This window comes from Hyphomonas neptunium ATCC 15444 (assembly GCF_000013025.1).
Taxonomy (GTDB): Bacteria; Pseudomonadota; Alphaproteobacteria; order Caulobacterales; family Hyphomonadaceae; genus Hyphomonas; species Hyphomonas neptunia.
Map to the genome: position 1 here is coordinate 2,487,899 of NC_008358.1, position 15,685 is coordinate 2,503,583.

Sequence of the window (15,685 nt, forward strand, 5' to 3'; positions counted from 1 at the left end):
GGCTTGTCCTGATATGCGCTACTTCAAGCGCGAGAGCACACTGAACGGGCTGTCGGATGGCTTGGATTGCTCCTTGGCGGGTGGCGCCTTGGATGAGAGCGCAGAGGCGGCCTTGTCCGGCGCGCCGGAGGGGCGCTTACCCCCCTGTTTCATGCTGAGGCCGATCCGCTTGCGGGCAACGTCCACCTCCATCACGGTAACGCTCACCACCTGCCCTGTTTTCACGGCATCGTGGGGGTCTTTGATGAAGGTGTCAGACATCTCCGAAATATGGACCAGCCCGTCCTGATGCACGCCAATATCCACGAATGCGCCGAAGGCGGTCACATTGGTCACCACGCCCTCAAGACGCATACCGGGCTTCAGGTCGGTCACCTTATCTATGCCCTCCTGGAAGGTTGCCGTCTTGAACTCCGGGCGCGGGTCGCGGCCGGGTTTTTCCAGTTCTTTGAGGATGTCCTTGATTGTCGGTACACCGAATGTCGCGTCGGCAAAGTCTTCCGGCTTCAGCTTTGAAATGAAGGCCTTGTCGCCAATGATCGTCTCGACCTTACGGCCAGCCGCCTTGGCAATCTTCTCAACCACCGGATAGGCTTCGGGGTGAACCGCCGAAGCGTCCAGCGGGTTCTTGCCATTCATGATGCGCAGGAATCCTGCGGCCTGCTCAAAGGCTTTCGGGCCAAAGCGTGGCACCTTCTTCAGCTCCGTACGCGCCTTGAACGGACCGTTCTGCTCACGATAAGCGACAATGTTGGCCGCAATCGTCGCGTTGAGGCCCGCTACGCGTGCCAGCAGCGCCACAGAGGCGGTATTCACGTCCACGCCCACCGCGTTCACACAGTCTTCCACAACACCGTCGAGCGAGCGGGCAAGGCCTGCCTGATCCACATCATGCTGATACTGGCCAACGCCAATTGCCTTGGGTTCAATCTTCACCAGCTCCGCCAGCGGATCTTGCAGGCGCCGCGCAATCGAGACCGCGCCGCGCAGGCTGACGTCCAGTTCCGGAAACTCCTTCGCCGCCAGCTCCGAGGCGGAATAGACCGAGGCACCTGCCTCCGACACCATGATCTTGGTCAGCTTCAGCTCGGGCAGCTTGGTGCCCAGATCGCCCACCAGCTTCTCGGTCTCGCGGCCCGCTGTGCCGTTGCCGACACTGACCAGCTCCACCTTGTGGCGCTTGCAGAGGGTTGCCAGCGTCATCAGGGACCCGGCCCAATCCTTCTTGGGTTCATGCGGATAGATGGTCGCCGTTTCCAGCAGCTTGCCGGTCGCGTCCACGATCGCGACCTTGCAACCCGTGCGGATGCCAGGGTCGATCCCCATCACAACCTTTGGGCCAGCGGGCGCCGCCATCAGCAGGTCATGCATATTGCGCGAGAACACCTTGATGGCGTCGCGGTCGGCGCCCTCTTTCACGCGGCTGATCACGTCGCGCGAGGAGGAGGGCTCCATCTTGCTTTTCCAGGCGGCTTCGGCGGTATCCATCAGCCAGTCGTCGCCGGGGCGGCCTTTCTTGGCGATGCCGAACTCGGTGCGGATTTCACGCAGCGCCGGATGTTCGCGGCCCTGTTCCACCGGCACGGCCAGCTTCACTTTCAGCACGCCTTCCTTCTGTCCACGGAGGACAGCCAGCGCACGGTGCGACGGCATCTGCGTCACCGGCTCATCAAAGTCGAAATAGTCGGAAAACTTCGCGCCTTCCTGCTCCTTGCCTTTGACGAGGCTGGAGCCGAGCTTTCCCTCTTTCCAGACGGTCTCGCGCACCTTTCCGACAAGGCGCGGCGTCTCGGCGATCCGCTCCACCAGAATATCCCGCGCGCCTTCCAGCGCCGCATCCATATCCTTCACGCCCTTGCCGGACGCGATGAACGCCTTGGCCTCATCAAACGGCGAGAGCGACGGGTTTGCCAGCAGGCGCTCGGCCAGCGGCTCAAGGCCCGCTTCCTTGGCGATGGTCGCCTTGGTGCGGCGTTTCTGTTTGTAAGGGGCGTAAAGGTCTTCCAGCGCCACCTTGGTCATCGCCCAGTTGATCTCGCGCTCCAGCGCGGGCGTCAGCTTGCCCTGCTCGCGGATGGCGCTCAGAACCGTTTCGCGGCGCTTGGCCAGGTCGGTGAGATAGTCGAGCCGTTCGGCGAGGTTGCGCAGCTGCGTATCGTCCAGCCCGCCGGTGCGTTCCTTGCGGTAGCGCGCGATGAAGGGAACCGTCGCGCCTTCCTCCAGCAGCTCCATGACCGCCTGAACCTGACGCTCCTGAACGCCCAGCTCATCAGCAATGATGCGGGCAATGGAAGGCGGAGAAGCCTGAGAAGAAGAACGTACCTGTCCGGTCATGAACGCGCGCCTTATGCAAACGTTGGAAACTCTTGCCCCATCTGGAGCAAGCCTCCTCAATTGAAGATAAGACGTTTACACCTCGTTTACGCTCAAGGCACGCGCTGTGAATTCCGCGGGGCGTGTCAGGCTTTCTCGGGCAGCGAGGCGCGCAGATTATCGCGCAGCCCCGAAAGCGAGCGCTGCAGCAGCGTCAGCTGATCTACCGTCAACCCGGTCGCCTGAAGGATCTGCTCAGGCACGCAAGAGGCTTCGGCCAGCAGGTGCCGGCCTTTGTCGGTCAGGGACACCAGCACCTGACGCTCATCGGCCTTGGCGCGCGCGCGGCTGACCAAACCTGCCGCCTCCAGCCGCTTCAGCAGCGGCGTCAGCGTATTGGATTCCAGGAACAGATGCTCGCCCAGTTCGCTGACGGTCTGGCCTTCGGCTTCCCACAGCGCGACCATCACAAGGTATTGCGGATAGGTCAGCCCCAGTGGCTCCAGGAGCGGCTTGTAGACCCGGTTAAAAGCCAGCCCCGCCGAATAAATGGCAAAGCACAGCGCATGATCCAGCACGGCCGGACCATTCAGGGGGGAACCTTCGGGGCGTGTCTCGCGTTTTTTCTTCATGGCGGAAATATAAATCGCACGCGATTTAATCGCAAGGCTTGAAGTCTTAACGCCAATGCGCAATATGTATCGCACGCGATCTAATCGCGAATGATATTTCAGGATGGAACCAGCAGAAAAGGATGTTCCCCATGGCCATCAACGTTCTCTACAAAACCACCGCTACGGCCACAGGCGGCCGCGATGGCCGCGCCAAGACCGCCGATGGCGCGCTGGATGTGTCGCTTGCGATGCCCAAGGAGCTGGGCGGCAGTGGCAATGGCAACAACCCCGAACAGCTGTTTGCGGCCGGCTATGCCGCCTGCTTCCTCAGCGCCATGAAGGCCGTCTCCTCGCAGGGTAACCATTTCAAACTGCCCACCGACACCACCGTTGCCGCCACAGTCGGCATCGGCCCGCGCGAAGACAAAGGCTTCGGCCTTGTCGTTAAGCTCGACATCGCCATTCCGGGCGTTGAGCGCGCCGAGTCTGAAAAGCTCGTCGCCGAAGCTCATGAAGTCTGCCCCTACTCGCACGCAACGAAGGGCAACATCGAGGTTACGCTGAACGTCCTTTGACGAAAATCCGGGGCGCCTCTGAGAGACTCAGAGGCGCCCTGTTTTCGCTTCGGCGCGGCGGTAATCTGCGCGCGCCTTAACACGCATCAAAACGTAAAATCATCCTGCTTTATGATTGGATAGGATATATTGACGACGCTTATCTTTCATAAATCCAGGCGCATCCCAAACATAAAAACTCAATTTTATATCTGTTTTAATTGATATTTTTCTACGATCGCATCTTCCGACCCACATCCACTGATTGCTGGCGGATGTCCATTTTTCCAGTCCCGCCGGCAGCGCTCAAACTTCGTCAGAAAAAAGAACCCGAAAGCATTTGACTGCCCGTTAAGGCTTCCCTATCGCTGGCGTCGGGGCAGAGACCCCGGCAGCGTCGGCATTGTTCGCGCGGCTGATAATGGCGGGAGGTTTCCTCGATCCGTGAGCTTCGCGGCACGAGCTTCCTTGTAAAACACAGGCACATTTCATGGCGCGCGCCTCTTGGCGGCGATCCCTGTTGCTTTGCCGTGTCTGGCCATCATCCGCGCTTGCCGCCGCCAGCCAATGACACGTCAGCCCAGGGAGACTTCTCTTGAAAAAACTCAACTGCCGCCCGTTGCTCACCGGCACATCGGCGCTCGCACTCGCCGCCGTTTTCGCGCCGCTTTCCTTCGCCCAGGTCGAGGATCAGCCCGCCGAAGCAGAAGCCGAACAGAGCGACCTCAAGCTCAACCAGATCGTCGTCACGGCCACCCGCCGCGCAACCGATCTTCAGGACACAGCCGTTGCCGTGACCTCCGTCGATGCCGAGTTCATGGCCGAAGCGCGCGTCGAGAATATCGGCGACATCACCGCCGTTTCGCCCAGCGTGACCTTCCGCAACACGTCCAACCCGGCCACCTCCGCCAACCTCCAGATCCGCGGCATCGGCACCACCGGCGCCAACCGCGCATTTGAAGGCGCTGTCGGTGTCTTCGTGGACGGCGTTTATCGCACACGGCCGGGCGCTGCGCTTCAGAACTTCCTGGATGTCGGCAGCCTGCAGGTTCTGCGCGGCCCGCAGGGCACGCTATTTGGCAAGAACACGTCTGCTGGCGCTATCCTGCTGGAAAGCTCCACGCCGGTGATCGGCGAAACGGGCGGCGATTACTCCCTCTCCATCGGCAATTATGAAGCCGTGACAGGCCAGGTCACCGTCAATGCACCGATCGGTGACAAGGCAGCCCTGCGCCTCTCCGGCATCAGCGCCAACCGTTCGGGTTTCTTCGAAAACCCCAACACCGGCGAAGACTATAACGAGCGCCGCGGCATGGGCCTCAAAGGGCAGTTCCTTTACGAGCCCACCGACACGCTGCGCCTGCGCATCATCGCCGATCATTCGCGTTCGGACGAAAACTGCTGCTTCGGTACGGTAGATGCCATTCCCGGCCCTGTGCAGGATGTGGTTGACCAGATCATCCGGGATCGTGGCCAGGTGCCCACATCGCGCCGCAAGGATGAATACCAGTCGGTGCTGAATATTCCGCCCCGCCAGGTCGTCGAAGACACCGGCTATACCGTGAAAGCAGACTGGGACGTTGGCCCCGGAAAGCTCTCCTCGGTCACAGCACTTCGTCAGTACAAAGTCGACCAGATGACCGATGCGGACTTCTCCGGCGCCGATCTTCTCACGCTGAAGGAAAAGTTCAAAAGCAACTTCTTCTCGCAGGAATTCAGCTATTCCGGTGACCACCGTTTCGGAGCAGAAGGCAGCGCCGATTATGTCGCCGGCATCTTCTATTCGGACGAGAAGATCAATTCCAACCGCACCGCCTGGTGGGGCGAAGACCTTCAGGAAGTCTACAGCTTCACCCTTCCGCCGACTCTGGTGTTCGACGCCTCCGCCGGCCTGCGCTCGGTGGAAGTCATCGAAGGCAACAACCAGTCCTTCGCCGTCTTCGGCCAGTGGGACGGCCGCCTGAACGAGAATTGGGGCCTTACCGCCGGTCTGCGCTGGTCGCAGGAAGAAAAGCAGGGTCAGTTCGAAAACCTCTATTACCGCCCCAATCCTCTGGATGTGTACAAGGTGCTCGGCGTCCAGCCCGCGCCCCACTTCAACACCAGCAAAACCGATGAAGCCTTCAGCGGCACGCTCGGCGTCCAGTATCACGTCAACGAAGACGCGATGCTCTATGCCAGCTACAATCGCGGTTTCAAGGCGGGCGGGGTAAACCTCGACGCCAACGCCGCAGGTGGTTTCCGTCAGAACCCGGACTTCTTCCCTGGCGCGGTTCCCGGTGATCCGACCTATGATCCGGAATATGTCAACGCCTACGAACTCGGCCTGAAAACCGAATTCTGGGCCAGCCGCGCCCGCGCCAACTTCTCCGCCTTCTATAACGACATGACAGACCTGCAGGTAGCCCGCTTCGTCGGCACCCAGTTCCAGGTTCTCAACTCGGCCACCGCCGAGGTCTATGGCGCCGAGGTGGAAAGCGCGTTCGAGCTGACCGAGGACTTCTCGCTGGACGCAGCCGTCACCTGGCTCTCTCAGGCAGAGCTTGGCGAAGACCCCACGCTTGGCCCTGTTCTTTCAGGCCGCCGCTTCGCGATTGCTCCGGAACTTTCCGGCAGCATTGCCCTGCGCATGGATAAGCCCGTCACCGACAGCCTCTCCCTCGTCGGCCGGGTTCAGACGCAATATTCCGGCGGCTATTACACCGGCAACTCCGACTTCTCCGAGCAGGGCGGCTACGCGCTCACCAACCTGAACTTCGGGATCAAATCGGTCGATGGCTGGACGCTGGAAGCTTGGCTGCTGAACGCCTTCGACAAGCGCTACGTCACCAACCACTTCTCCACGACGCTGCAGTCGGGAGACGTCAACGCCTATATGAGCGCGCCGCGCACATTCGGGGTCACCCTGCGCGGATCATTCTGATCAGGCTGACGTTACGTAACCTGCTGCGACTTGCGGTCATCCCTTCCAAAATGGGGTGACCGCAAGTTCATTTCTGAACATAAGACCTGCATATTGTTTCAACAGAAACGATCTCAAGAGTGGAAGTTTCATGTCCCCGACACTCCTGCCACCCGGCACTGCCGCCGATCCGCAACAGCGCGTTCGGGTCACCCTCTGGCTCCTGCTGATCGTCAATGCGTTCAACTTTGTAGACCGTCAGATCGTCAACATCCTGGCTGAGCCGATCAAGAATGATCTCGGCCTCAACGACACACAGATCGGCCTGATGACCGGCCTCGCCTTTGCGGTCGTCTACACCTCGCTCGGCATTCCGATTGCGCGCTGGGCCGATAATCCCAAGTCAAACCGCGTCGGCATCATCGCCGGCTCGCTCGCCATCTGGTCGGGCATGACGGCGATCTGCGGTGTCGCCCAGAATTTCTGGCAGATGTTGCTCGCCCGCATCGGCGTGGGCATTGGCGAAGCAGGCTGCACGCCGGCCTCCCACTCACTGATCGGGGATACCGTACCGCCTGAAAAACGGGGCTCGGCCATCGCCTTTTTCGGCCTTGGCATTCCGATCGGTTCGCTTTTCGGCATGGTCATCGGCGGGGTTCTGGCAGACGCTGTCGGCTGGCGCATTGCGTTCATGGCCGTCGGCGTTCCGGGCGTCATCCTCGCCCTGCTCCTCTGGTTCCTCGTCAAGGAGCCCCGCAAGGACGGCACCCTCGCCGAAGCCGCCGCACGCCTCAAGCAAAGCCAGGCCGCGCCCCGCGCCTCGATCCGCGAAACCATCGCCGAAGTGCTCAGCTCCAAGGTCTTCATTTACGCCACTCTCGGCGCGTCCTTCGTCGCCTTCCTGGGCTATGGCAAAGGCGTCTGGAACGGCATCTTCCTCATTCGCACGCATGGCCTCTCGCTTACCGAAGTCGGTCTGCTCTACGGCGTCAGCGCAGGTCTCGGCGGCGTGGCAGGCACATGGCTGGGCGGTTGGACGTCGGACAAGTTCGGCATCCGCAAGCCGGTCCACTATATGCTCGCCCCGGCCGTCGCCATGCTGCTTACCGTGCCGATCCTACTGATCGGCTATGCCGGTCCCGTCTGGGTCGCCATCCCGATGCTCTGCCTCTCGGCGGCGCTGTCGGGCGTCTATTACGCGCCCACCTTCGGCTGTGTTCAGCTCCTCATCAGCCCGGCCTCGCGCGCCGTGGCGGTCTCTCTGATGCTGTTCACGCTGAACCTGATCGGCCTCGGCCTCGGCCCGCTCCTGTTCGGCATCCTGTCAGATCTTCTGGCGCCGATGGCGGGCAGCGAAAGCGTGCGCTGGTCGCTGTATGTGGCCGGGTGTATGGGCGTCATTCCCGCCGTGCTCTACTGGCTCGCCAGCAAGAATATCGGCCGCGAACTCAATGAGAAGGCCGCCCGCGACACCGCTCTTTCGTAAGGCAGAGCGCCCCAAACAAAAACGGGATCGGGCCACCGCCTGATCCCGTTTTCCATTTCCGGTGTGCCTCAAGGCCCGGTGAAGCGAATGTTCCCGGCTTCAAGCCCTTTCAGAACAATTTCTGTTCCGCCCGTCTTCATCATCCATTCCAGACGATGATCCCGGTACTGACGCTTGAACAGGCCGGCCTTAACCGCCTGATCCACCTGGTTCATGCCGCCGATAGAGGCTTCGGACTCGCGCCGCGCCAGCGCCACGCTTTCACGCGCATTCGCCCGCTTGGCCCATGCGCCAAGGCGCGAGCTTTCGGCCGGGCGGATGTCAAAGCCTGCCGCGCCATTGAGATATGGCACCACGCTGAGATCACCCCAGCCAAAACTGGCCCCATTGAACCACTCGCGGTCCCCCAGATACCCCTCCAGAACCTTGAAGAAAGCTTCGGCTTGCGTGCGTGCCTTGGCTTCCATTTCTTCTTTCTTGGCGCCCTCGGCGCGGCGGAAGAAATTGAGCTCGCCAAGGCCCCATGTGATCGCCTCAAACTGGGTGTCCATCACGTCTTCGATCATCCGCACACGGGCACGGTCCGCCGGCGACTTGGGCAGCATGGCAGGGTCGGGCCACACGTCCTCAATGTATTCCAGGATGATCGTGCTGTCGAAAATCTCCACATCGCCATGGATCAGCGCTGGCACCTCGCCGCGCGGATTGGCCTTGGCAAAGCCCCCCGCCGTTGCGCCCGTGCCGATGCCCTCGGGCAACCGCGTTTCAAACGGCACGCCCTTTTCCCGCAGCGAGATTTTCACCTTCTGCGCATAGGGTGAGAGCGGATGTTCATACACAATCACGTTAGTCATCTTCTTCCCCTCAATACCCGGCCAGACGGCCCAGCGGGCGCCCGTCCACGATCTGATCCAGATACTCGCTCATGCCGTAGCCCACCTTTCCGTCGCAGCGATACTCCGTCATCGCCTCGGTGATGCGCGTGGTCAGCTCGGTGCCATCGGGCGCCGTGCGCCGGTTGCGCAGCGGAATGAGGGAGAGCACCTTGCCGGTAACGGTATATTCCTTACCGCTCTTGGTACGGATCTTTGCTTCAAGATCGGTCTGGTATTCGTTTGCGTCCCAGTTGCTGGAAAGCTCGGCGGCAACGATCCCGTCATAGATGCCATCGCGGAACACCATGCCGCTCTGATGCACGCCGCCTTTGCCATCGCCCATCACATTGAACATCATGCCAAAGTCCGCCCCGAAATTCATCGGGCACCAGCGATACCATTCGATCGCCTGCCAGTGGCGCGGCCCCCAGGATTTGTCGCGCAACCCATGCCCGTCAATCTCCAGCCGCTCACCGCCGCATTCGATAAAGCCTTTGGCCGCGCAATGCTGCTCATAGTGCGCCTTGGCGAACGACTTCTCCGGATCGATCTCCAGCGGCGTTCCGTCAGCCTTGACGGTTTCCCCGCCATACATCGGTGAGACGCCGGTATAGGTCATCTCCATCTTGCAAGGCAGGCGCGGATTGTTCCGGAATGCCACCTTCGGATCAGCCATCTGGCCAGGCTCCTTCAGCACCAGCAGCTCGCCGGAATAGGTGATCTTCAGCGTCTTGAACGGCTCCACCACATCAATGCGCAGGCCGCCCGCGTTCATCTGTGAATTGTCACTGATCTCCGGCCGCGCAAACATGAAACCAACCCGGCCGTCGGGGAAGTAAACGCACATCGACATTTCGGCGTAGCGCTGGTTGGGCCGGTTGCCCAAACGGAACCACGCTCCGGCGCGCTTTCCCGCGTCGAACACGTTGAAATACATGCTTTCATTGTAATTCTCGGCGGTGCCCGGATCGTGGGTGAACTCGTCTTCCGGCGCGAGAATGGTCTTGTAGCCTTCAGCTGCTTCAGCCATGGCAAACTCCCCTGATATTCAGTTATCAGACGAACCTGCCACGCGATTTTCCGGATACAAGCCTGTCCTCGCGTCAGAACCCGCCCTATCCGGGAAACTACTCAGGCCTGCCGCCGGGTCAGCTCGCCGATGAAGGAATGCCGGTCGCCGGGGAAAGTCTGCCACACATGCGTCACCGGCACGCCGTTAAGCCATGTCCGCCGCTCCAGCAGCAGGCACGGCGCGCCTTCCGGAATATCGAGATGGGCTGCAATGGCGGGGTCGCCCGCCACCGCAAAGATCCGGTGCTCGGCCTGCGACCAGGGCACATGCCCCAAAAGCCAGGTGCCTGGCGGGGTTTCGGCAAAGTCGGCCGCTTCAACCTCGGGCACCGCCGCGAGGTTTACCAGCCGGCGCTCGAAACCGAACGGCTGCCCATCGGCCTGGTGCACGCCGCGCAGCTCAATCAGCCGCCCGCCCTTGCCCGCCAGCGCTTGCTCGCCTTCTCCCTTGGCCCGGCGCACGGCCCGGCGTAGCAGCGTGTAGTCATAGCGATGCCCCTTACGCTCCAGGTCGAGGCGAATGTCGGGAACGTCAAGGATGGTGGAATCGCTGGGCGGGTGCGCCACGAACGAGCCGGCCCGTTTCCGGCGCACGATCAGCCCCCGGCTCGCCAGATCGCTCACCGCCTTGTTCACCGTCATGCGAGAGCAGTCGTAAATCTCCATCAGCTCCCGCTCCAGCGGGATGCGGTCATCCGGCTTCAGCCCCCCGGAAAGGATCTGGCGCTCGATGTCGGAGCGGATGCGTTCGCTGACGGAAAGGGGTTCGGAAGGGTCGCGCATGTGTCCTGTTTTGTCCGGCTTTGTCTCGATTTGTCCAAGTTTGTCCAGATTTGTCCGGCTTTTGTCACGCCAGAAGCGCCTCAAGGCAGGCTTTGTACCGCGCCTCGATTGCGGGTCTGTGAATATGGTGTCCGCCCTGTACGACATGCTCACCGCGCCGCCAAACATCTGAAATTGCTCCGCTTTTAGCCCGGAACACCCAAGCGTCCAGCAAGCGGTCGTCCCCCATTGCCGCTTCGGGCAGCACCGCGTCGGTGATCGCGGCCATATCCGCCGGATTGCCGGGCGCCAGTCCAACAGAAATGCCCGCCGCCCGGCCCCCGCCTGCCAGGGCGTGCTCAAACATCGAACGCCCGGTCGAGGCAAACCCCTCACCGGTCAGGACGTTGCGAGACAATGTCTTGAAACGCTGGGAATATTCCAGCATCCGCAACTCGTCTGCCGCGCCAATTGAAACATTGGAATCGGTTCCAACGCCGTAGTGTCCACCATAGGAAACAAAGCCCCGGCCATCAAAAATGCCGTCACCCAAATTCGCCTCGGTCACCGGGCACAACCCCGCAACCGCCCCGCTTTTGGCTATCCCGTGGATTTCCCGGTCGTTCGTATGCGTCGCATGCACAAGGCACCAGCGGGCATCGACATCGGCATTGTGCAGCAGCCACTCCACAGGCCGCGCGCCCGACCAGGCCAGACAGTCCGCCACCTCCTGCGCCTGCTCGGCAATATGGATGTGGACAGGCCCGGCCTTGTCCATCGCCAGCAATGCCTTGAGCTGGGCGCGGGTCACCGCGCGAAGGCTGTGCGGCGCAAAACCCAACACAAAATCAGGCTGATTGGCACCATGCTTTGCTGCCGCGTCCATCAGCGTAGCAAAGCCCTCAAGATCACTCAGGAACCGCCTCTGCCCGTCCAGTGGCGGCTGCCCGCCAAAGCCCGAATGGGCATAGAACACCGGCAGCAGCGTCAGCCCCAATCCTGTATCGCCCGCTGCACGAACCACCTGCCCCGCCATCTCCGCCGGGTCGGCGTAACGCGCGCCCGCTTCGTCATTATGGACATAGTGAAACTCGCAGACCCGCGTGAAGCCAGCCTCGAGCATTTCCGCATAGGCCATCGCCGCAATCGCGTGGACATCCTCCGGCCCAATCCGGCTGACAAACCGATAGAGTAGAGTTCGCCACGACCAGAAACTGTCCTGAATATTTTCCCGAACTTCCGTCAGCCCGGACATCGCCCTCTGGAACGCATGGGAGTGAAGATTAGTCAGACCCGGAAGAACAGACCGGCCCCGAACCGCCCCTGAAGGAGGCGCAACATTTACGGATACATCTGCGATGAGCCCGCGCTCGATCGTGATCGCCACCCCGCTTGCCCAGCCAGAAGGCAGAAGCGCGTGATCGAACCAGAGACGCTCTGAAGATTTCCCGGCCACTGGACATCCCTCCGACTCTTCTATTATGTCTATACATATTAAAAGAAGTCCGATGCGAAGACAACGGGACCCTGGAGATGCAGAAGAAGCGGATCTGGACAAATGCACGCTTGGCCACAATGGCCGCAGGCCTGCCGGGCCTGGGCATTGTGGAAGACGGCCTCATCGCGGCAGAAGGCGACCGGATCACCTTTGCCGGCCTGGCATCTGACTTTCCCTATACGGAGGGGCCCTCTACGCAGGGATATGAGGTAACCGATTGCGGCGGCCGCTGGATACTTCCCGGCCTGATCGACTGTCATACACATCTCGTCTGGGCAGGCAGCCGCGCAGACGAATTTGAACGACGCCTCGCCGGCGCCAGTTATGAGGAGATTGCCCGCTCTGGCGGCGGTATCCGCTCAACCGTCAGCGCTGTTCGCGCGGCCAGTGAGGCTGAGCTGGTTGCTGAAAGTCTTCCCCGCCTTAACGCCTTGATTGGTGAAGGCGTCACGACGATAGAAATAAAATCCGGATACGGATTGAACATTGAAGATGAACTCAAACAGCTCCGCGCCGCCCGCGCGCTCGGTGAAGTCCGCCCCATCGATGTGGAAACCACCCTTCTCGCCGCGCACACTCTACCCCCGGAATATGAAGGCCGCGCCGACGCCTATATCGACCTCGTCTGCAACGAGATCATCCCTGCCGCCGCCCAGGCAGGGCTTGCAAGCGCCGTGGACGCCTTCTGCGAAACCATTGGCTTCACACCGGAACAGACTGGCCGTGTACTGAGCGCGGCCCGCCATCATGGCCTTGCCGTGAAGCTTCACGCCGACCAGCTCTCAAACCTTCAGGGCGGCGCTCTTGCCGCCCGCCACAACGCACTCTCTGCCGATCACCTGGAATATCTCGACGAGGCGGGCATTGCGGCGATGGCTCAGGCAGGGATGGTCGCCGTGATGCTTCCCGGCGCCTATTACGTGCTGCGCGAGACACATCCCCCGCCGCTGGAGGGACTGCGGCGCGCGGGCGTTTCCCTTGCGATTTCAACGGATTGCAATCCCGGAACCTCTCCCCTCACCTCCATCCTTCTGGCCATGAACATGGGCGCCACGCTCTTTCGCATGACCGTCGAGGAGTGCCTGCTCGGCACGACACGCCACGCCGCCCGCGCGCTTGGCCTCGAAAAAGCAACCGGCACACTGGAGGCCGGAAAGCTCTGCAATCTGAGTATCTGGGACATTGATCGTCCGGCAGAGCTCGTCAACGCCATGGGCCTAAACCCCCTTCACACGCGCGTCTGGAGAGGCCAATGACCACCATCACGCTGACGCCTGGCTCTGTCCCACTCTCCAGTTGGCGCGCCCTCTGGCAAGGCGCCACGCCCAAGCTTGATCCGGCCTGCCGCCCCACCATCGCCGGCAGCGCCAGCGCGGTCGCGCGCATCCTCTCCAGAGGAAAACCCGTCTACGGCATCAATACCGGATTCGGTAAACTCGCTGCCGTGCGTATTCCCGACGATCAGTTGGAAATGCTCCAACGCAACATCGTCCTCTCACATGCCGCCGGTGTGGGGGAGCCTTCGCCTGCAAACATCGTCCGCCTGATGATGGCCCTCAAGATGACAAATCTCGGCCGCGGCGCCTCCGGCGTGCGCCTTGAAACCATTGATTTGATGGAAGCGATGCTGGCCGCCGATCTTCTGCCGCTCATCCCGGCGCAAGGGTCCGTTGGTGCCTCGGGCGATCTGGCACCCCTCGCCCATATGGCCTGCGCGATGATCGGCGTCGGCGATGTGTTCCTCAAGGGAGAGCGCCTCAGCGCGGCATCCGCTTTTCGCAAGGCCGGCCTCACGCCCCTCCCCGCACTCGCGGCCAAGGAAGGCCTCGCCCTCCTCAATGGCACGCAATTTTCTACCGCCTGCGCACTCGCAGGTCTGTTTGAGGCCGAGCGCATTCTGCAAAGCGCGTTGGTCACCGGCGCCCTCTCCACCGAAGCGGCCAAAGGCTCCGACGCCCCATTCGACCCCCGCATTCACGAACTGCGCGGCCATAGGGGGCAGATCGACTGCGCAGATATCCTGCGGGATCTTATGGCGGGGTCTGCAATCCGCGCCAGCCACCTTGAAAACGATACCCGCGTTCAGGACCCCTACTGCATCCGTTGCCAGCCTCAGGTCGCCGGCGCCGCGCTCACCCTGCTCCGCCAGGCGGCTGACACACTGCTCACCGAATCCAACGGGGTCTCCGATAACCCTCTGATTTTTCCGGAGACGGATGAAGCGCTTTCCGGCGGAAATTTCCACGCCGAACCCGTCGCATTTGCCGCCGACATGATCGCAATGGCGCTGTGCGAAATTGGCTCCATCTCCGAGCGGAGAATTGCGATGCTGGTCGATCCGGCGCTTTCAGGAATGCCCGCCTTCCTCACGCCCCAGCCCGGCCTCAACTCCGGCTTCATGATCCCGCAGGTCACGGCGGCCGCCCTGGTCTCCGAGAACAAGCAGATGGCATTCCCCGCCAGCGTGGACTCGATCCCCACATCCGCAAATCAGGAAGACCATGTCTCCATGGCCGCCCATGGCGCACGGCGGCTTCTTACGATGGCAAAGAATGTGGATTATATTCTTGGTATTGAACTTCTCGCTGCGGCGCAGGCTTGCGACTTTCACGCGCCGCTGCGGTCCAGCGACGCCCTGGAGGCTCTGCGCGCCCGCATTCGCCAGGATGTGCCGCCGCTTGACCATGATCGCCTGATGCATCCCGATATCGAGGCTGCCACGGGGCTCATTCGCAGCGGCGAAGCCATCCGCGCCGTCAACCGGCCTCTGCCGGCCCTGGAGGCGGCGCCATGACCGGCTGGTTGACCGTCAAGGAGGGGCCCCGTCCCCTGATCATTTGCTTTCCGCATACTGGCACCGTTCTGCCGGAAGATGTGGCGGACCATTTCGTATCTCCAGAACTTGCACGCCGCGACACGGACTGGTGGGTCGACAAGCTGTATGCCTTCGCAGGCGACATGGGCGCCACCCTGATCCACACGGCCATCTCGCGGTCGGTTATTGATGTGAACCGCGATCCGTCCGGCGCCTCACTCTATCCTGGCCAGAACACAACAACGCTCTGCCCCCTGACAACCTTTGACGGCGCGCCGCTTTACAAACCGGGCCACCCCCCAAATGATGCGGACATCGCCCGCAGGCGCGCCGCATTTCATATTCCCTACCATCACGCTATCGAAGACCAGATTTCCCGCCTGCGCGCACGCCATGAAAAGGTTGTCCTCTATGACGCCCATTCCATTCGTTCGGAAATTCCAGACCTCTTCGACGGCCTGCTACCGGTCTTCAATGTCGGCTCAAACTACAAGACCACCTGCGCGCCGCAATTCGCCGAAAATGTTGAAGCCATATGCGCCGCCTCCGGCCAGCCCAGCGTACTGGATGGCCGCTTCCGGGGTGGATGGACCGTGCGCCATCATGGGCAGCCAGACCACAATGTCCATGCGATCCAGATGGAGCTTTCCTGCCGGGGGTATATGCGCGAATCCATCGGCGCGGTCGACGATACGGACTGGCCCGTTCCTTTCGATGCGGACTATGCCGCCCCCATGACAGACATCCTGAAACAGGTGCTAGGCGCCTGTCTCGCCTTTGCCGAAAACGCCTGAG

12 protein-coding genes are annotated in these 15,685 nt (G+C 61.5%); 6 read left to right on the forward strand and 6 right to left on the reverse strand.

Going from position 1 to position 15,685, the window contains the following annotated elements:
• Positions 1–18 precede the first annotated feature (18 nt).
• Complete coding sequence (locus HNE_RS11795; RefSeq protein WP_011647379.1) at positions 19–2,334, reverse strand: Tex family protein; 2,316 nt, start codon at positions 2,332–2,334, stop codon at positions 19–21.
• A 125-nt stretch (positions 2,335–2,459) separates the two neighbouring features.
• Positions 2,460–2,945, reverse strand: coding sequence for a MarR family winged helix-turn-helix transcriptional regulator (locus HNE_RS11800; RefSeq protein ID WP_011647380.1), 486 nt, complete (start codon positions 2,943–2,945; stop codon positions 2,460–2,462).
• Between the two features lie 131 nt (positions 2,946–3,076).
• Here HNE_RS11800 and HNE_RS11805 point away from each other — a divergent pair, with 131 nt between their 5' ends.
• The 3 genes from HNE_RS11805 to HNE_RS11815 all read left to right on the forward strand — a co-directional run bounded on the left by HNE_RS11805 (position 3,077) and on the right by HNE_RS11815 (position 7,869).
• Positions 3,077–3,502 (forward strand): organic hydroperoxide resistance protein, encoded by a 426-nt coding sequence (locus HNE_RS11805; RefSeq protein WP_035591054.1) that lies wholly within the window; start codon positions 3,077–3,079, stop codon positions 3,500–3,502.
• Positions 3,503–4,076: 574 nt separating this feature from the next.
• Positions 4,077–6,404, forward strand: coding sequence for a TonB-dependent receptor (locus HNE_RS11810; protein WP_011647382.1), 2,328 nt, complete (start codon positions 4,077–4,079; stop codon positions 6,402–6,404).
• Between the two features lie 130 nt (positions 6,405–6,534).
• Positions 6,535–7,869, forward strand: a complete 1,335-nt coding sequence (locus HNE_RS11815; RefSeq protein WP_148205875.1) for a spinster family MFS transporter — start codon at positions 6,535–6,537, stop codon at positions 7,867–7,869.
• A gap of 68 nt (positions 7,870–7,937) precedes the next feature.
• Here the strand turns inward: HNE_RS11815 and HNE_RS11820 are convergent, their stop codons facing one another.
• From HNE_RS11820 to HNE_RS11835, 4 genes are all read right to left on the reverse strand, one after another.
• The gene (locus HNE_RS11820) at positions 7,938–8,723 is read right to left on the reverse strand and encodes a glutathione S-transferase family protein (protein ID WP_011647384.1); all 786 of its coding nucleotides are present in this window, start codon (positions 8,721–8,723) and stop codon (positions 7,938–7,940) included.
• A 10-nt stretch (positions 8,724–8,733) separates the two neighbouring features.
• Positions 8,734–9,774, reverse strand: coding sequence for a DUF7064 domain-containing protein (locus tag HNE_RS11825; RefSeq protein ID WP_011647385.1), 1,041 nt, complete (start codon positions 9,772–9,774; stop codon positions 8,734–8,736).
• A gap of 101 nt (positions 9,775–9,875) precedes the next feature.
• Entirely contained in the window at positions 9,876–10,598 is a 723-nt protein-coding gene (locus HNE_RS11830; protein WP_011647386.1) for a UTRA domain-containing protein, read from the reverse strand.
• Positions 10,599–10,662: 64 nt separating this feature from the next.
• Positions 10,663–12,033 carry a formimidoylglutamate deiminase gene (locus HNE_RS11835; RefSeq protein WP_011647387.1) on the reverse strand — a complete coding sequence of 457 codons (1,371 nt, stop codon included), beginning with the start codon at positions 12,031–12,033 and terminating at the stop codon, positions 10,663–10,665.
• 77 nt (positions 12,034–12,110) lie between these two features.
• Here HNE_RS11835 and hutI point away from each other — a divergent pair, with 77 nt between their 5' ends.
• The 3 genes from hutI to hutG are packed head-to-tail and all read left to right on the forward strand — an operon-like array spanning position 12,111 to position 15,684.
• Complete coding sequence (gene hutI, locus HNE_RS11840; RefSeq protein WP_011647388.1) at positions 12,111–13,331, forward strand: imidazolonepropionase; 1,221 nt, start codon at positions 12,111–12,113, stop codon at positions 13,329–13,331.
• Positions 13,328–14,869: a histidine ammonia-lyase gene (hutH, locus tag HNE_RS11845; RefSeq protein WP_011647389.1), complete on the forward strand. Its 1,542-nt coding sequence runs from the start codon at positions 13,328–13,330 to the stop codon at positions 14,867–14,869. The genes hutI and hutH overlap by 4 nt, the downstream gene beginning before the upstream one ends.
• Complete coding sequence (gene hutG, locus HNE_RS11850) at positions 14,866–15,684, forward strand: N-formylglutamate deformylase (protein WP_011647390.1); 819 nt, start codon at positions 14,866–14,868, stop codon at positions 15,682–15,684. The genes hutH and hutG overlap by 4 nt, the downstream gene beginning before the upstream one ends.
• The last annotated feature ends 1 nt before the right edge of the window (position 15,685 follow it).